The organism is Pseudomonas sp. LB3P31 (genome assembly GCF_054897945.1).
Window position 1 is genome coordinate 3469663 of record NZ_CM142710.1, and the last position, 18073, is coordinate 3487735.

General features: G+C 57.2%; 13 protein-coding genes and 2 pseudogenes. 10 read left to right on the top strand and 5 right to left on the bottom strand.

Features of this window, described 5'->3' with window-relative positions:
- The 6 genes and pseudogenes from ACYZTK_RS15655 (at position 1) to ACYZTK_RS15680 (ending at position 5137) form a co-directional block, all read left to right on the top strand.
- Positions 1-624, top strand: a complete 624-nt coding sequence (locus ACYZTK_RS15655) for a hypothetical protein (protein ID WP_462010722.1) — start codon at positions 1-3, stop codon at positions 622-624.
- A 191-nt stretch (positions 625-815) separates the two neighbouring features.
- A pseudogene (locus tag ACYZTK_RS15660) lies at positions 816-2645 on the top strand (RHS repeat domain-containing protein); the annotation flags it as partial.
- On the top strand, positions 2635-3174 hold the full coding sequence (locus ACYZTK_RS15665; protein WP_462010723.1) for a hypothetical protein: 540 nt from the start codon (positions 2635-2637) through the stop codon (positions 3172-3174). The pseudogene ACYZTK_RS15660 and the gene ACYZTK_RS15665, both read left to right, overlap by 11 nt.
- A gap of 35 nt (positions 3175-3209) precedes the next feature.
- A pseudogene (locus ACYZTK_RS15670) lies at positions 3210-3622 on the top strand (type IV secretion protein Rhs); the annotation flags it as partial.
- A 196-nt stretch (positions 3623-3818) separates the two neighbouring features.
- On the top strand, positions 3819-4685 hold the full coding sequence (hexR, locus tag ACYZTK_RS15675; protein ID WP_462010724.1) for a transcriptional regulator HexR: 867 nt from the start codon (positions 3819-3821) through the stop codon (positions 4683-4685).
- A gap of 239 nt (positions 4686-4924) precedes the next feature.
- Positions 4925-5137, top strand: a complete 213-nt coding sequence (locus ACYZTK_RS15680) for a PA3496 family putative envelope integrity protein (protein ID WP_462010725.1) — start codon at positions 4925-4927, stop codon at positions 5135-5137.
- Here ACYZTK_RS15680 and ACYZTK_RS15685 read toward each other — a convergent pair.
- A complete protein-coding gene (locus tag ACYZTK_RS15685; RefSeq protein ID WP_462010726.1) occupies positions 5079-6041 on the bottom strand; it encodes a LysR family transcriptional regulator in 963 nt (320 codons plus the stop codon). The genes ACYZTK_RS15680 and ACYZTK_RS15685 overlap by 59 nt on opposite strands.
- Positions 6042-6229: 188 nt before the next feature.
- On the opposite strand from ACYZTK_RS15685, the gene ACYZTK_RS15690 reads away from it, so the two are divergent.
- From ACYZTK_RS15690 to ACYZTK_RS15700, 3 genes are all read left to right on the top strand, one after another.
- Positions 6230-7645, top strand: a complete 1416-nt coding sequence (locus tag ACYZTK_RS15690) for an acetyl-CoA carboxylase biotin carboxylase subunit (protein WP_462010727.1) — start codon at positions 6230-6232, stop codon at positions 7643-7645.
- A 10-nt stretch (positions 7646-7655) separates the two neighbouring features.
- Positions 7656-9464, top strand: coding sequence for a sodium-extruding oxaloacetate decarboxylase subunit alpha (gene oadA / locus ACYZTK_RS15695; protein WP_462010728.1), 1809 nt, complete (start codon positions 7656-7658; stop codon positions 9462-9464).
- A gap of 233 nt (positions 9465-9697) precedes the next feature.
- The gene (locus ACYZTK_RS15700; RefSeq protein WP_462010729.1) at positions 9698-9976 is read left to right on the top strand and encodes a helix-turn-helix domain-containing protein; all 279 of its coding nucleotides are present in this window, start codon (positions 9698-9700) and stop codon (positions 9974-9976) included.
- Between the two features lie 81 nt (positions 9977-10057).
- Here the strand turns inward: ACYZTK_RS15700 and ACYZTK_RS15705 are convergent, their stop codons facing one another.
- Genes ACYZTK_RS15705 through ACYZTK_RS15715 form a run of 3 tightly spaced genes read right to left on the bottom strand, consistent with a single transcriptional unit; the run spans position 10058 to position 11826 of the window.
- Positions 10058-10729, bottom strand: coding sequence for a GNAT family N-acetyltransferase (locus ACYZTK_RS15705; protein ID WP_462010730.1), 672 nt, complete (start codon positions 10727-10729; stop codon positions 10058-10060).
- A gap of 17 nt (positions 10730-10746) precedes the next feature.
- Positions 10747-11193, bottom strand: a complete 447-nt coding sequence (locus tag ACYZTK_RS15710) for a GNAT family N-acetyltransferase (protein ID WP_462010731.1) — start codon at positions 11191-11193, stop codon at positions 10747-10749.
- Positions 11194-11202: 9 nt separating this feature from the next.
- Positions 11203-11826, bottom strand: coding sequence for an FMN-binding negative transcriptional regulator (locus ACYZTK_RS15715; protein ID WP_462010732.1), 624 nt, complete (start codon positions 11824-11826; stop codon positions 11203-11205).
- A gap of 90 nt (positions 11827-11916) precedes the next feature.
- On the opposite strand from ACYZTK_RS15715, the gene pdxR reads away from it, so the two are divergent.
- Positions 11917-13467, top strand: a complete 1551-nt coding sequence (pdxR, locus tag ACYZTK_RS15720; RefSeq protein ID WP_462010733.1) for a MocR-like pyridoxine biosynthesis transcription factor PdxR — start codon at positions 11917-11919, stop codon at positions 13465-13467.
- Positions 13468-13471: 4 nt separating this feature from the next.
- Here pdxR and ACYZTK_RS15725 read toward each other — a convergent pair whose 3' ends face one another.
- Positions 13472-18007: a dermonecrotic toxin domain-containing protein gene (locus ACYZTK_RS15725; RefSeq protein WP_462010734.1), complete on the bottom strand. Its 4536-nt coding sequence runs from the start codon at positions 18005-18007 to the stop codon at positions 13472-13474.
- Positions 18008-18073: the final 66 nt, after the last annotated feature.

The following is an 18073-nucleotide window of genomic DNA, read 5'->3' on the forward strand; positions in this document are numbered from 1 at the left end:
ATGTATATAATCAGTTATAAGGGTGGTGGTGATGGTTGTCCCGACAATAGTATCTATGGGGAATTGGTTGGGTATAATTGGAATTCAAATGATTTTGCAGACAGAAACTTTCCGTCAGTCGGAACAATTTTAGATTTTCATGCGCAGCATCGAGTCGTAGATTCGGATTTTTTTTATTTTGGTAGCGAGTTTATCTGTTCTGAGTTTTTGCTTCGATTAGTAATTGATAGTAACTGCGGGGATGTAGATATTAGAGATGTTCGGTTGCATCAACAAAACAAAGCGTTTCCGCTAGCTTCAAAAAAATACTATTTGGTGCGGAGCCGAGAGGTCCACAAAATTCTAGATTTGACAAAATCTACGTATGAGTTTCGACGCGACCCAGTTACCAAAGCTCCGGAGGAAGATGGTTATCACTCGGGTAGGTTAATATTTGATGTGATATCAGACTTCCAGTTAATTGAAAATATATGTCCGTTAGATATCTTTGTTGCATCGGAGATGCTGAAGGATGAGTACGTGATTTCAGATGCGCTTGCAGCAATGATCACTGAGTGTGAGCTCAAAGGTATTAGTTTAACGCCATTATCAGATTATATATATGATGCTAAGCTGGAATTTTGATCCGGGTCAGTTATTCTATAGAGGGTTAGTGAGGGCGCCATGTGCATCTATTTAAACACTGCATGATCGAAGCGAATTACTTTGAAAGAATAGTCTTAGTACTGCTTTGGCGAGATATATCACTTCGGCGTTGGTGTTATTGTGGCGGATTTAACTTTTACGTTGTGTAGTGTTCCTATGCTGCTTGGTCCACGCGGGTTAACGAGATCGGCTACGGGGAACGTGCCGAACGCCCACAACGCAGTACCGAATTCGAGCGAGATGCCATCGGCCGCCTCCTGGCCAAACTCAACACCGACGCACGCCAGGACTACACCTACGACGACGCAGACCGCTTGCTCACCATTGAGCGCAAGCCCACCGCCAACGGCAAGAAACTCGGCGTCAGCGCGGAGAAACTCGATTTTGCCTACGACTTGCTGGGTCGCCTGATCAAGGAAACCACGCCCCAAGGCGCTCTGTCCTACGACTACGATCCACTCAGCAACCTGACCACCCTGACTCTGCCTACCGGCCAGCACCTGAATCACCTGTACTACGGCAGCGGCCATCTGCACCAACTCAACCTCGACGGCCAACTAATCAGCGACATGGAGCGCGATGACCTGCACCGCGAGGTGCTGCGTACCCAAGGCAAACTCACCAGTTGCTTCGGCTATGACGCGATGGGGCGCAAAGCCTGGCAATTCGCCTCGACCCTGCCGGCAGAAAAGCTCTCGCAGATTCAAAACCCAGGCATCCAGCCTGCTCTGTTGGTCGAGCACGCCTACAACCCGATCCACCGCCGCCACCAGTACGATCCCGCTGGCGAATTGACCCGCACGCTGGACAAACTGCGCGGTGAGATCAAGTACCAATACGAAGCCAACGGGCAGCTGCACAGCCGTGACACCGGCAGGTTGGTGGACAGCGAAGAGTTCAGGTACGACGCGGCGGCGAACCGCTTGAATTTCAACACCAGCAAGTTTGATCACGTGAAGGACAACCGGATCAAACAGTGGCGAGATCAGGAATACAGTTACGACCCCTGGGGCAACCTGATTGAAAAATGGAGCGGTATCAGCAAGCTGCAGACGTTCAAGTATGACTGTGAAAATCGGCTGGTTCGGGCTGAGACGTTGCTGGAGGGGAAGCTGGAGAGTACTGGCGAATATCGTTACGACAGCCTCGGTCGACGAGTTAGCAAGACCTCAACAGTTTCCGGAAAAACCCAGCACAAGAATTTCCTCTGGCAAGGCCTGCGCATGCTGCGCGAAGAGACGCCGGGGCGGAGCAACCTTTATCTGTACGAGCCTGGGAGCTATGCACCGTTAGCGCGGGTAGATCAGGATGAGGGTGGGGAGCAGGCGCTTTATTACTTCCATACTGACCAGATTGGTACGCCGCTGGAGATGACTGACCGGGAGGGGCAGATTGTCTGGCAGGCGACGTATAAGGCCTGGGGGGCGATGGAGAAGCTTGAGGTTAATGAGGTCGAGCAGAATCTGCGGTTTCAGGGGCAGTATTTCGATGATGAGACGGGGCTGCATTACAATACGTTTCGGTACTATGATCCGGAGCTGGGGCGATTCTTAACGCAGGATCCGATTGGTTTGTTAGGCGGCAGTAATCTCTATGGGTATGTCTCGAACCCGATCGGTCGGGTCGACCCTTGGGGACTATCAGAACTATTAGCATTAGTAAACGAAGCACACGGATTGCTGGATAAAACAGCGCAAAAGTTTAAAACTACAGCGATCGGAATCGCCACAGATGGGGGGTTGTTTGTTGCATCTAGTGATAAAACTGTGCCTAAGATGCAGAGGGATTGGGCTCAGTCTAAGGGTATTGGCGTGGTAAACGGTGTCGGCCATGCTGAGGAAACGATCATCAAGGCTGGGAAAGGCGCTACTAATATAGATGCTTCAAGAGGTGTTTGCTTGGATTGTGAAAATTTAATGAAAGAGCATAACGTTAAGACCGACACTCACGCTACTGGTAAAAAAAGTAAAAAACGCATCGGGGGGGCACGTGCAATATAGTTTGATATTTGAATCTGCGGTTGTGGCTAGTAAAATAGCTTCGTTAGATGGTAAAGATAAAATTTTTTTGGGAGCCGCTTATCTGTATCGGCAAAAAAGACTTATAGAGGACTTTGATAAAGTCTACAGTGAGCAACTGTCGTCACTATTTGAGACCGGGATTGCGGCTTGCTTGGAAGGCAGGGGCAAGGCATTTTCGCACTTGAAAGAAGTGGAAAATAATATTCCTGATACCGAAGAGTATGGTGAGCAGGAGGGTGCTTATGCCCAAAATTTGTTGATAGCCTTGCTCTATCTACTAAAATTTTCCGCAAGTGAACAGTTCGAGGATTTTGAAAAATCTGTTTCTTTGGCAATTGATAATATAGATCTTATTCATTATGAAAAAGACGAATTTTATGATGAGGAGGCAGTCACGCACGAAGAAGTCGCTGTTTTAATCGTTATGATGGATGAGCTTGCCAAGAGAGTTAAGGGCGCAAGAAATGTCAGTGTTATAGCAAAAATTTGTAAGGGATATATGTTATAGGTAAGTAAATTTTAAAGGTTTGAAGAAACGACCAGATCCGCCTGACCGCGCTGGTCAACGAAAGCAACGCGACCTACCAGTTTGCCTATGATAATTCAGACCGCCTGGTGGAAGAAAAGCGCATCGACAACCTGACCCGTCAGTTCAGCTACAACCTGGGCGGACACCTGAGCGAGTCAACGAAATCGGCTACGGCGAACGTGCCGAACGCCCACAACGCAGTACCGAATTTGAGCGGGATCCGATTGGTCGATTGCTGGCCAAACTCAACGCCGACGCACGGCAGGACTACACCTACGACGACGCAGACCGCTTGCTCACCATCGAACGCCTGCCCACCGCCAACGGCAAAAAACTCGGCGTCAGCGCGGTGAAACTCGATTTTGCCTACGACCTGCTGGGCCGCCTGATCAAGGAGACCACGCCCCAGGACGCTCTGTCCGACGGCTAAGACCCACTGAGTACCTCGAGTACGCTGACCCTGCCTATGCCACCAGTGCACACGCCAACACTGCTACATCCGGCGCGCACGGCTGAAAACGAGGGATTCGGTTACGGATTGAGCAGGCAAAAAGCCGATTCATGTAGTATAACTACAAGCGCGCTACATCCCGGCGCCAGCCAATAACAAAGAGTCCAGACCTTTGAATCTGTTGCAACACATCGCCCAGTCACGCCACCTCTTGCGCAAGTCGGAGCTCAAGGTCGCCGACCACGTGCTGCTTGACCCCGCGGCGGTGATGCACAGTTCCATGGCCGACCTGGCCCACAGCGTAGGCATCAGCGAGCCGACCATCGTGCGGTTTTGCCGTGCCATCGGCTGTTCCGGGTTCCAGGACCTCAAACTCAAGCTGGCGCAGAGCCTGGCGGCGGGTGCGAGTTTTGGCCAGTTCGCGATTCACGAAGACGATTCCGTCGCCGACTACAGCCTGAAAATCTTCGACACCACCCTGCATACGCTGATGGAGGTGCGCGAGCGCCTCGACCCGATTGAGTTGCAGCGTGCGGTCACGCTGATGTCCCTGGCGCAGCGGGTTGAGTTCTACGGCTTTGGCGCGTCAGGTGCAGTGGCGGCGGATGCCCAACACAAATTCTTCCGCTTGCTGCTGACGGCGGCGGCGTATTCCGACCCGCACATGCAGGCGATGTCGGCCGTAACGCTGAAACCGACTGATGTGGCGATCTGCATTTCCCAATCCGGGCGCTCGAAGGACCTGTTGATCACGGCGAACCTGGTGCGCGAAAGCGGTGCCTCGCTGATCACCTTGTGCCCGAGCCAGACCCCATTGGCCGAGCTGTCGACCGTCAACCTGGCGATCGATGTGCATGAAGACACCGAAATCTACACACCGCTGACTTCGCGTATTGCCCACCTGGTGGTGATCGATGTGTTGGCGATGGGCGTGGCCATGGCGCGCGGACCGAGCCTGGTCAATCACCTCAAGAGCGTGAAGCGCAGCCTGCGCAGTTTGCGGTTGTCGCCCAAGTCGGTGAAGGCGCTGGACGATTGATTCTGAGCCGCAATCGCCGGAAGGTCGTGCCGACCTTATCGCGAGCAGGCTCACTCCCACATTTGATTATCGGTGTTGCGCCAATCCTGTAGGCGCCACGAATCCTGTGGGAGTGAGCCTGCGCTCGCGATGGCTTTCTCGAAGGCGCCAATATTCACATCCCTGTAATGTCCCAGCCGCCAAACCGTCATCCCCCGCGCCTATCTTGAAACTCCCGTAATCGCCTTGGGAGACTCGAAATGGCCCAGCCCTACGAAGAACGCAACAGCGCCGTCAAAACCCGTCGTCAGCAGGAAGACCAGCGCCGCATGGAGTTTCGCCGCGCCATCGAAGACCGCTGCGAGCGCCGCCAACTGCTGGCCGAAATCAGCGGCTTTGCTGACGATCTGCAACTCAACTACTGGCAGGCAGCGCCCGCAGCTTCCCGTCGAAGCGCTCAACCAGGGCGCTGATCTGCACTCGCTCGCTGCGGATAAACGCAAGGAATGCGTGAGCCACCGGTGACAGGCGTTTCGCCTTGGCCTGCACCAGGCACCAACTGCGGTACAGCGGCAGTTCCTCTACCGGCAGCTCGATCAATCCGCCGGTCGCCAGCTCCAGGTTCAGGGCGTGACGTGTCAACAGCGCCACGCCCAAACCCGCCAATACACATTCCCGCTGGGCTTCAGCTGACGAGACTTCCTGGGTCTGGTTGAAGTGCACGCGCTTTTCCTTGAAATACTCTTCACACGCCAGGCGCGTGCCGGAACCGGGTTCGCGCAGCAGCAGCGTGTAGGGTTCCAGGTCCTGCAGGCGCAGCGGGCCCATGTGGCATAGCGGATGATCCGGCGGCGCCACGGCAACAATCGGATTGTTGAGGAAGGGCAGGAATTCCAGTCCCATGTCCTGCGGCACCATGGACATGATCACCAGGTCGTCGCGGTTATCGGAAAGCCGACGGATCACTTGCCCGCGATTGACCACCGTCAGCTGCAGATTGACCTCCGGGTGCTGGCGTTTGAACGCGGCAAACAGGTGTGGCACGAAATACTTGGCGCTGGATTCCACCGCCAGCTTGAGCTGCCCCTGCAGCGATCCCTGCATGTCCGAGAGCTGCATGTCGAGGTTTTCCAGGCGCCCGAAAATGTCCCGGCTGGCGCGCTGAAGTGCTTCTGCCGCTTCGGTCATGTAGAGTTTTTTGCCGACATAATCGAATAATGGCTGCCCGATCAGCTCTTCGATCTGCCTGATCTGCAAACTAACCGCCGGCTGAGTGAGGGACATTTCCTCGGCTGCGCGGCTATACGACCGTAGATCACAGACCTCATTGAAGATCTGTAATTGCCGTAATGTCATACGCATCAGTGACTTACGCATTTTATCCTCACTCTGAGCCCGGGCCGATAGAATGACTATAAGTCTTTACTTATGGCTAACCCAATAATTATTCATTTTTGTTAATCCCTTGTGAGCGCTAGTGTGGGTTCGCGACCAGATTGAAACATTTGGTCACGTCGACCTGGTCTAGCAGGTTGTGGGTGCCACCGGCTCAAGGGAAATTCCAAGTGATAAAAAAGATCCTGATCGCCAACCGTGGTGAGATTGCCGTACGAATCGTACGTGCCTGCGCCGAGATGGGCATTCGCTCGGTCGCGATCTATTCCGACGCCGACCGCCATGCCCTGCATGTGAAGCGTGCGGATGAGGCTCACAGCATTGGTGCCGAACCATTGGCCGGTTACCTGAATGCGCGCAAGCTGGTGAATCTGGCAGTCGAAACCGGTTGCGATGCACTGCACCCCGGCTACGGTTTTCTCTCGGAAAATGCTGAACTGGCAGATATCTGCGCAGAGCGCGGGATCAAATTCATCGGTCCATCGGCTGAAGTGATCCGCCGCATGGGCGACAAGACCGAAGCCCGTCGCAGCATGATCAAGGCCGGGGTACCGGTTACGCCGGGGACCGAAGGCAACGTCGCGGATATCGCCGAAGCGTTATTAGAAGGCGAGCGCATCGGTTATCCGGTGATGCTCAAGGCGACTTCCGGTGGTGGTGGTCGTGGTATCCGTCGCTGCGACAGCCGCGAAGAACTCGAACAGGCATTCCCGCGAGTGATCTCCGAAGCCACCAAGGCATTCGGTTCCGCAGAAGTGTTCCTGGAAAAGTGCATCGTCAATCCAAAGCACATCGAAGCGCAGATTCTCGGCGACAGTTTCGGCAATGTCGTGCACCTGTTCGAGCGCGACTGCTCGATCCAGCGTCGCAACCAGAAGCTCATCGAGATTGCCCCGAGCCCGCAACTGACCCCGGAACAGCGCGCCTACATCGGCGACCTGTCGGTGCGTGCCGCCAAGGCCGTGGGTTACGAGAATGCCGGGACCGTGGAGTTCCTGCTCGCCGAGGGCGAGGTGTACTTCATGGAGATGAACACCCGGGTGCAGGTGGAACACACTATCACCGAAGAAATCACCGGCATCGACATCGTCCGTGAGCAGATCCGCATTGCATCGGGCCTGCCGCTTTCGGTGAAACAGGAAGATATCCAGCATCGCGGTTTCGCGCTGCAATTCCGGATCAACGCCGAAGACCCGAAGAACAACTTCCTGCCGAGTTTCGGCAAGATCACTCGCTACTACGCCCCCGGCGGTCCTGGCGTGCGTACCGACACAGCGATCTACACCGGCTACACCATCCCGCCGTTTTACGACTCCATGTGCCTGAAACTGGTGGTGTGGGCGCTGACCTGGGAAGAAGCGATGGACCGCGGCTTGCGCGCCCTCGACGACATGCGTCTGCAAGGGGTCAAGACCACCGCCGCGTACTATCAGGAAATCCTGCGTAACCCGGAATTCCGTAGTGGCCAGTTCAATACCAGCTTCGTTGAAAGCCATCCTGAACTGACCAACTACTCGATCAAGCGCAAACCCGAAGAGCTGGCCTTGGCCATCGCCGCCGCCATCGCCGCCCACGCAGGCCTGTGAGGAAAGAATAATGTCCAAGAAAATCCACGTTACCGACACCATCCTGCGCGACGCCCACCAATCGCTGCTCGCCACCCGCATGCGCACCGAAGACATGCTGCCGATCTGCGACAAGCTCGACAAAGTCGGCTACTGGTCGCTGGAGTGCTGGGGCGGCGCGACATTCGACGCCTGTGTACGCTTCCTCAAGGAAGACCCGTGGGAGCGTCTGCGCCAACTGCGTGCGGCATTGCCTAACACTCGCCTGCAAATGCTCCTGCGCGGCCAGAACCTGCTGGGCTACCGCCACTACAGCGACGATGTGGTCAAGGCCTTCGTCGCCAAGGCGGCGGTCAACGGCATCGACGTGTTCCGCATCTTCGATGCGATGAACGACGTGCGTAACCTGCGCACCGCCATCGAAGCGGTAAAAGCTGCCGGCAAACACGCCCAGGGCACCATCGCTTACACCACCAGCCCGGTGCACACCATCGACGCGTTCGTGGCCCAGGCCAAGCAGATGGAAGCCATGGGTTGCGATTCGGTGGCGATCAAGGACATGGCCGGCCTGTTGACCCCGTACGCCACTGGCGAATTGGTCCGGGCATTAAAAGCCGAGCAGTCGCTGCCAGTGTTCATCCACTCCCACGACACCGCTGGCCTGGCCACCATGTGCCAGCTCAAAGCCATCGAGAACGGTGCCGACCATATCGACACTGCCATCTCCAGCTTCGCTTCCGGTACCAGCCACCCAGGCACCGAGTCGATGGTTGCCGCCCTTAAAGGCAGCGAGTACGACACCGGCCTGAACCTGGAACTGCTGCAGGAAATTGGCCTGTACTTCTACGCCGTGCGCAAGAAGTACCATCAGTTCGAAAGCGAGTTCACCGCCGTCGACACCCGTGTGCAAGTCAACCAGGTACCGGGCGGGATGATTTCCAACCTGGCCAACCAGTTGAAAGAGCAGGGCGCGCTGAACCGCATGGCCGAAGTATTGGCCGAAATCCCGCGGGTTCGCGAAGACCTCGGCTTCCCGCCGCTGGTCACCCCGACTTCGCAAATCGTTGGTACCCAGGCGTTCTTCAACGTACTGGCCGGTGAGCGCTACAAGACCATCACCAACGAAGTGAAGCTCTACCTGCAAGGCGGCTACGGCAAGGCGCCGGGCACCGTAAACGAAAAATTGCGTCGTCAGGCGATCGGCAACGAGGAAGTTATCGACGTCCGTCCAGCGGACCTGCTCAAGCCGGAAATGACCAAGCTGCGCGCCGAAATCGGCTCGGTGGCCAAGTCTGAAGAAGACGTGCTGACCTACGCCATGTTCCCGGACATCGGGCGCAAATTCCTCGAAGAACGTGCTGCGGGCACCCTGACTCCAGAAGTGCTGTTGCCGATCCCGGAAGCGGGTGGCGTGACCTCCGCCGGTGGCGAAGGCGTGCCGACCGAGTTCGTGATCGACGTACACGGTGAAACCTACCGCGTCGACATCACTGGCGTCGGCGTCAAGGCTGAAGGCAAGCGTCACTTCTACCTGTCCATCGACGGGATGCCGGAAGAAGTGGTGTTCGAGCCGCTCAACGAGTTCGTCAGCGGCGGCAGCAGCAAGCGCAAGCAAGCCACCGCGCCGGGGCACGTTAGCACCACCATGCCGGGCAACATCGTCGACGTGCTGGTCAAGGAAGGTGACAGCGTCAAAGCCGGCCAGGCCGTACTGATCACCGAAGCGATGAAGATGGAAACCGAAGTCCAGGCCGCCATCGCCGGTAAAGTCACTGCCATTCACGTGGCCAAGGGCGACCGGGTTAACCCTGGCGAAATTTTGATCGAGATCGAAGGCTGATCAACAGCCTCGATACACCGCTTTAAACCTCGGGGGGGCATTTGCTCCCCTTTTTTTATGGCTGCTCTCTGGGCAATTGGCATTTTTGGATAGTCGTGCGAAGCAGGGTTTGCTCCCGCAGGTTGAACGTTACACCAAGGTTGATATGCAATCTTTTGCGTATATTGACGCCAGGACGGTGGTTTGACTGCATTATAATGCAGACGTACCACCCCTTTTGAGCAGGATTTGACATGAGCATGACCGTCGCCGAGCGCGTAGTGCTCATCGCAAGCATCCGGGAGGCACTTGCCCAAGGCACTCTTGAGATCGGCGAGGCAGTTCGTCGACTGCGCCTGGAGGTCACGGGGTTGCATCAAACGCAATTTGCCAGGATGTGCAAGATCTCCGTGCGTACGCTCGTGCATATCGAGCATGGGGAGGGGAACCAGACCCTGAAATCGCTGAACGCTGTGTTCAAGCCGTTTGGCATGAAGATGGGGGTAGTGCGGATTCGGCGGGATATTGGATGAAAGTTCAAGATCAAAAGATCGCAGCCTCGTTGCTCTCGGCAGCTCCTACGTGGCTCCTACGCGATCTTTTGACTTTTTTTCCTAGCTGCGGCACTCCGCCAGCGTTTTCAGCTGACCCGAAGCCGTCTGGTTTTCCTCGGACAGCCACCGCTCGAACCCGGCGCCGAGTGTCGGCCATTCCGAGTCCAGAATCGAATACCAGGCGGTATCGCGGTTCTGCCCCTTCACTACCATGTGCTGGCGGAACACGCCTTCAAAGCTGAACCCCAGCCGCTCGGCTGCGTACTTGGAGCGGGCGTTGCCGTTGTTGCACTTCCACTCCAGGCGACGGTAACCCAGAGCGAAGGATTCCCTGGCCAGCAGGTACACCGCCTCGGTGCTTTTCGGTGAGCGTTGCATCGGTGCGCCGAAGGTCACGTGGCCGATTTCGATACGGCCCTGAGCCGGGACGATCGACATCAGGCTGAGAATGCCCTGTACTTCGCCGCTGGCGCGATCGATCACACTGAAGAAATACGGGTCGCTGTGGGCCGCGTGGTTGTTCAGCCAATCGTCGAATGCGCCGCGCTCTGGGAACGGACCGTAAGGCAGGTAGTCCCACAGCTTCGGATCGGCACCGGGACCTTGCAGGGCTTTGAACAAGCCATCCGCATGCCTGGCCGGATCGAGCTTTTCAAGGCGGATAAACCGCCCTTCGATGGTTTGAACCGAGGGTGCCGGGACGCCTTTCCAGTCTGCGAGTGAAGTCGACATGTTGTTCTCCTTGAACGTTAAAGGGCTTTACGAAATTGGATGAAACCCGGGCGTTCGGCGATTCGCTCGTAGAGCTGGATCGCGGTGGCATTGGTTTCGTGAGTCAACCAGTGGACTTTGCAGCAGCCATCGTTTTTCGCGGTGGCGTAGACGAATTCGATCAACTGGCGGCCGACCCCGGTACCGCGGGTTTGTGGCGCAACCAGCAGGTCCTGCAGATAGCAGGAGTTTTCGATGCTCCAGTTTGATCGATGGTAGATGAAATGCACCATGCCCACCGCCTTGCCGTCGGCCCAGGCCAGCGCGGCGTGAGTCGGTTCGCCTGGATCGAGCATGCGCTGCCAGGTGCTTTGGGTGACTGCCTCAGGCAGTTCGGTATTGTAGAAGCTCAGGTAGGCCTGCCACAGGGGTAGCCAGGCTGCGTGATCGGGGGCGGTAACCTGACGGATGTCGAGCTGACTCATGTGGATTCCTTAACGCATCAAGTGGGCAAGGGCTTGGTCTTGCGCATCGGGGCTGGCGCTGAGCCCCTCGCGCACGCCGGCGATGTCTGCGGTGCTGCGGTTCTGCCCGAGTTTGCGTTTGCCTTCCAGGCGCTGGATGGGTAAAGCAAAACCGACGATGGCCTTGAGCATCCCGTCAATGTAGTCGGCGGGAGCATCGGTGACTTTCCACGGTTGCTCGCGAGCGCCTTCGTGACGATCGGTCAGTGCGCTGACAAGGTTGAGCAGTCGATCGGCATCGGTGAACACTTCGGCGGTGCCATAAGCGTGCACGGCAACGTAGTTCCAGGTCGGGACTACTTTGCCATGCTCGGTTTTGCTCGGATAAAACCCCGGGCTGATGTAGGCATCGGCGCCGGCAAAAATCACCAGGGCTTCAGCGCCATTCTGCAATTCCTTCCACTGCGGATTGGCCTTGGCGAAGTGACCGTAGAGCGTGCCATTCGGACTTTCGTCTGGACGCAGGAGCAGTGGCAGGTGGCTGGCTTGCAAGCCCTGCTCGCCATGGGTGATCACCAGGGCGAGGCGGGTGCCATGTATCTGCTGCTGCATGTCGGCCAAATCTGTGATGGCAAAGCTGCTGGGGTTGTACATGAAAAGATTCCTTGGCGAATGCGTTCATCCTAGGCAGGCTATTGGTCTGTTGTAAGAGCCATTAATGACCAATTTCATAGGTCCATTGCCGTGAGCCAAACGCCGCTTTCGCTGTCGTTCAACCCTGCTGGCATCGAACTCGATCGACGCCAGGGCCTCAGTCGCCAGCTGTATCAGGCGCTGCGGCTGCGAGTACTGGATGGTCGGCTGGCCAGCGGTACTCGATTGCCGGCAAGTCGCGATCTTGCCGCAGCGCTGGCGATATCCCGCAACAGCGTGGTGCGCGCCTATGACCAGCTTTACGCAGAGGGCTTTATCGAGGGACGGGTAGGGGACGGGACTTATGTCGCGCAATTGCCCCAAACGAGCGAACTGGTAGAAAAACTATCCACAAAAGTATCCACAGGGTTTTCAACAGGGTTACCCACAGCCTTATCCACAAATTGGCTGGATTTACCTGTGATTTCATCCAGTAAAGTTATCCACAATGGCGCGCTTGCCCGGTTACAAAACAATCATTTGGCCACTCCGCCCAGCGGCCCGCCTCGAGCATTTCGAGTAGGTGTACCCGCCTTTGATCTGTTTCCTTTCGAGGTCTGGGCCAAGCTGAATGCGGCTTTCTGGCGCAAACCTGATTTACAGCAGTTGTGTTATGGCGATCCGGCCGGCGATGCGCGACTGCGCGGAATGATCGCAGCGTATTTGCGCAGTTCTCGCGGCATGCAGTGCGCAGCTGAGCAAATAGTGATCACCAGTGGCGCACAGCAGGGAATTAGCCTTTGTGCACAGCTGCTGGTGGAGCCCGGCGACGGGGTCGCGCTGGAAAATCCGGGGTACCGGGCGGCGGGGCATGCGTTCGCCGTGGCGGGTGCGCGATTGCACGGGGTGGCGGTGGACAGCGAGGGAATCGACTGCACTCAGCTGGCAGGGCTCGACGACTGCCGACTGGCGTACGTGACGCCTTCGCATCAATACCCCACCGGAGTAGTGATGAGCCTGGCGCGGCGCCTGGAATTGCTGGCCTGGGCTGAGCGCGCACAAGGCTGGATCGTTGAGGACGACTACGATGGCGAGTACCGCTACAGCGGCGCTCCCCTGGCGCCGCTGGCGGCCCTGGATCGCCAAGGACGGGTCTTGTACGTCGGCACCTTCGGCAAAGTCGCCTTTCCGGCGCTACGCCTGGGTTACCTGGTGCTACCACCGGCGCTGGTGCAGGCGTTTTCCCAGCGTCGGGCAGTGGACGTACGCCATTCCGAGGTCAGCACCCAGGCGGTGATGGCCGAGTTCATGGCCGCCGGGCATTTCCAGCGGCATATCCGTCGCATGCGGCGGGCTGCGTTGAGCCGTCGTAATACCCTGCTGGCGGGTTGGCCACAGGGCATTCCAGGTATAGGCAGTCTGCCGAGCGTCGCCGCTGGGTTGCATCTGACGGTGGCGGTAGATTCACAGGCGCGAGAGGCCGAACTGATCGAGCAAGCCGCCAGCGTCGATGTCGAGATCAATGGGTTGAGCAGCTACTGGCTAGCGGACTCGCTAACGCCGATGGACCAGCGCGCCGGGCTGGTCCTGGGTTTCGCCGCCGTGCCCGAGGCAGCTATCAAGATGGCACTCGGGCGACTGGAGCTGGTGTGGCGGCGCTAAGTGGTTATGAGCCGATTTGCGCCACCGGCTCTAGGTCGAGGAACAGTTTGCGCAGTGCAGGGTCGCTGATCTTGCGGAATACACCATCGATCGGTTCGAAAGTGTTCAGAACCTTTTGCAGGTCTGGCGCCAGGGTTTTCAGGTAATCCTCCGAAATCTTCAGATGCGCCGCCGTGGGCGCGTTTGCCAGGCTGTGCAGGGTGTCGTAGTGGAAGTGCGCCACCCATAACGGTTTGTTGCGGGTCTTGTCGGCAATCCGGTATTCCTGGAAAAAATCACCTAGCCCCTTGGTCTGGATCCGACCCCGGCGGTCGCGGCTGATATCGACTTGGTCGTTGTCATGCATCCACTGGAAAATGCTTTGGGTCGGTTTGCGCCGCGTGTACAGATCGGCTCGAACCCTGACGCCCTCGTTGCGCAGGTGAATGGCGCCTGCGCTCAGCTCGGAACTCAAGCTACCTACCGGGAGGTCGGTATCATCGGCCTCCTTGATGTTGATTACGGCTTGATCGACGCCTTTGGCGGCTTGCTCCAGCTTCGTTGCCTGCTGATCGAACACATCCTGAATATCGGCAGGAATGCGCCTTGGCAGCAACGCATCCTTGCGAGTACGTTCGATGAATTTACCCGTGTCCAGATTCAGCTCGATGCCGGTTTCTATTGTTTCCTGATCACTCAGGCTCCGAGCTGGTTGCTGGTAAATGGCCGGCGTAAAAGGCTTGAGCGGCTCTTCGGGGGTCTTTTCCGGTTCGACTTTGCCGGGCTCCCGTGGCCGCGTCTTGCGCACCTTGACCGGTTGCCGTGATGGTCCCGGCTGCGCTCGATCAACTGTCAGCCGCTCGGTTATGTCCGCTGATTCCGGCAACAACGCATCGAGGCGCTTTTGTGCCAGCAGGGAAAACTCGTCGATCAGATTGCGCAGCTGATTGAGTTTGGGCTGTTTGACAATGCCGGGGTAGGCGCCTGGCAGTTCCCGGATGCGCTGGTTGGCATCTGCGAAAACTTCTACCAGTGTGCTTAATGCCTCGATGCGTACCTGCGGGTCGGGAGGCGCACCTCTAGTCTTCATCAGATCTGCGATCATAATGGCCGCCTTTGCGGCGCTGACCACGATCTTGCCCACTGCAATTCGCGCTTGCTGCATCAGCGGATTGGCCAGTTCATTGAGGCATAGCTCCTGAGCCATGCCGATCTCGTTGGCTTTGAGGTCGAGCTCGGTAAACGAAGGCGTGAGTTTGCGAATCTTCATCGCGCTTTCAGTGCCGGACTTTCCGGCTGCACGCATGCCTTCAAGAGTCGAGGTCGACAGGGCCAGCTTTTCCACCATCTCCTGACCAAGGGTGGAGGCTTTTTGCACATTGTCGACGTAGGTTTGCCTGGGCACCGCTTCTTTTTGCCCGGCCCGGGTCATGACACTGATCGCCTGCCCATACTCGGCCCGCTTGATGACAAACCACAACGACAGATTCCTCTGCAGCGCGATACTCATGCGCAGCAGGTCTTCCTGATAGTTTTCCGTTCCGCCGAGGCTGCGCCACTCGCTGAGCTGTTGCAGTACCTGGCGATACTCGTCGATAGTGGTGTCGAGTTTTTCGACGTACAGCGCTGTTTGCGCGTCGTAGTCTTCGGTACTGGCCAGCTGGATAGCGTCGTGCAACCGGGTCAGTTCGGCTTCCTTGCTGTTTTGCAGAAGTTTAAAAGACTTCAGCGCGTCATCCAGAGTACTCAGGCGTTGCTGGTCAGCCGCTTCCTGATGACGACTCATTGCATTGCCGGAACCTCCACGCAAGCGCAGGCGCAGGTCGAGCACCCACTGGCCCTGACCGGAGATCGCCAGCTTCGGCCCGGTTCGTTCTGGCTGATTCGGATCGAGGATGTAAACGTCGTCGTCGTCGCCTTGCAAGCGGACATGAAACCACCGCTCACCCACTTGGGCGTAGTTGCGAGTGGCATCCCGGTAAATGTGCGGGGGCGCATCCTTCAACCTTGTCACACTTGCGCTGGAGAGATCCGGCGCCGCGACTTTCAGGGTATCCAGATAGGCGCCCAGGGCCGTCGACGTGCGACGCGGCACCGAGCCGGCGAGGTCCAGCGCCGAAATATGGCTCAGTGGAAGGTCAGCAGGCAGCGCGTCGGGGTTGAGCTTGATGCTCACAGGCTCAACGCGGGCTGTGGGCGCTTTCTGCGTCGGCAATTTTTCAACTCGCGGCTCGGTGGAAACCTTCTGCCGCCGCATCACTGCGTGATGGCTGAGGATGATCCCCACCGCCAGCAAAATATCGGACACCGAAGTCCACTCGATGAAACTGTCTCCCCGTTCACGGGCATCGAGTGCCTGCTGAATCTGGTTGATGGTCTGCCAGACCCAGACGGCAGTTCCGACCGCGCCGCTGAGGAAGTTCGAGGCGATGTCGAACAGGGCCCAGGCACTGTCCTTCAACACACTCCAGCGCTGTTCGGCGTTGGATTGCGATTGCCGATCGGCGAAATCGACCAGCGCCTGCGCATTGCTTTTGAACAGCGCCAACAACGGGTCGCCGCTGACCTCTACGCTTTCCATGACAGCCCGGCCGAACGAGGCCGAATGTTGAAATGGATTGACCAGTTCCTCCACCACCAGCCACGGCGACGGCAGCCCGGTGGGAAACACATATTGGGCGTATTCAAAGCTCAGAGTTTTGTCCGGTAGCCAGGCCAGCACCGAGTCCCTGAGGTCGCCTGGCTGATGCAAGGCGTATAGCAAATTCTGTCTTGAAGGATATTGCAGAAGGGGTTCATCGAACATCGGTCGATACAGCAGGCAGGGTGCGTTGTGGGCTACTCGTGGGCTGATGATGAACATATTGGCCACGGTGTCGCTGGTGCTGGTCAGGCGATGCTGCGGAGTCAGCGTCAGCGGATACAGGGCGATGGTTTTGGCGTCGAGATTCTTGTCGAGCAATTCGCAGACGTATTGATAGCCGCGTTCGTCAACGCCGGTCTCTGGCTTGAACCTGGCCTCCAGCGCCTGCATCGGCAGCAATAGGCGCAACTGCTCGCGATAGAAATCCTCCTGACGTCGAGAGGTCACCGGATCACCCAGCAGCCTGGGCTTGATCAGGTCGGGATAGGTCTTGCCGATGTCAACTCGCGCTGACAGGGTGGTAAGCAGGTCGGGTGTGAGCCATTGCGGCACCGTCTCGCCACCCACAAAGGAGATTGCTGCCTGATAGGGCGCTACGTTCTCCAAGGCGAAGTCGGCCAGTGTTTCAAGGTGCTGGTCGAGCGGGTTGGGCAGCGTGAAATTGCCAGTGGTAAAGCTGTTGGTGATCTTGATCCGCAGGTCATCAAGGGGAAGGTCCTCAGCGTCCACTGCCGACGGATCAGCAATGATCGCATCGCGCATCTGGCCCTGGGCATAGTCGGAAATGGGCGGAATCTCGGCTCTGGCCAGTTTGCTGGCAGGCCGGCGATATAACAGACCCAAGGCACTGATGTATCGGCTGTAATCATGAATATCGCCAGCTGGCGCGTTGCGCAGCCAATCAGGAATTGCAGTATTGATTTGCAGGAAGCGGGCTTTTTCCTCGAGGTCGAGCCCAGGCTCGGGTTGAGACTTGTCGCCTGTCTTGTCGAGAAACTGCAGGGCGTTGATGGCATCCAGTTGTGATGACACCAGCGCCCACGCCATGTGATCGAAGATGTTGCCTTCAGGCTCATGAAGTCGCCATGTCAGGGCATGTTCTTCCGGCAGATCTTCCAGGCGTTCGGGGAGCGAGTTACCCAGTTCTTCCATCGAACTGAAAGACTCATACGCTCGCTCGATGGTGTACATCACCAGCAACGGGCGCTTGCGATAGGTGGCCTTGAGTACCAGGGCACCACCGATCAGGAGATGGTTATCGATGCTTTCTCCCGCAATGTCGATATCGATCAGGCAGGCCTGAATGGCGGAGAATTCACTGTTCACATTTTTACGGGAGGTGCGGTCCGGATCGCGAAACACTTCTCGGGCCATGGCGCATTCGTCTGCGTCCCAGCTCTTGACCTTCTGCACATTCATCATCTTGCGCAACGTGTCGGATAACTCCTGCCAGCGGGCAATCTTGTGCCCCTTGGCGTTCCAGAAATCCAGTTGCCGAACTTGCAGTTCGACAAACAGCATGACCGCCAGATTGTTAAGAATTTTCGCGATTTCCTCGATGCTCACGGCGAGGTGCACGGGGTTGCTGACATCAGGCTCCAAGGTGAGGAAATGCTCGCCTTCAAGAAAATTGGCCTTGGTTCCAAACAGACTCTGGCGCACCAGTACGGTGGTCAACAAGTCAAACTGGGTCGCGCCCGCCTCGACGTGGTCTTCCACTATCAACCATTGCGGGGTACCCAGCGTGGCACGTTCCGGGTCGATGCGCAGTTGCGGGTATGCCTTGTCCAAGGCCTGGCGCAGCAGTTGCGACGCCACCTCATGGAGTACCGGGCCGTGGCTGGTCTGGTTTACCAGATCGTTGGTCTCTACCAGTGGCGTCGAGTCATTCTGAGGCTGTGAAGTGTGGGAACTCATGCGCAATACCTTGGGACAGTGACGAGACCGGGACAGTCTCTTGATGCGCTGAAAGTAATCGCGCGG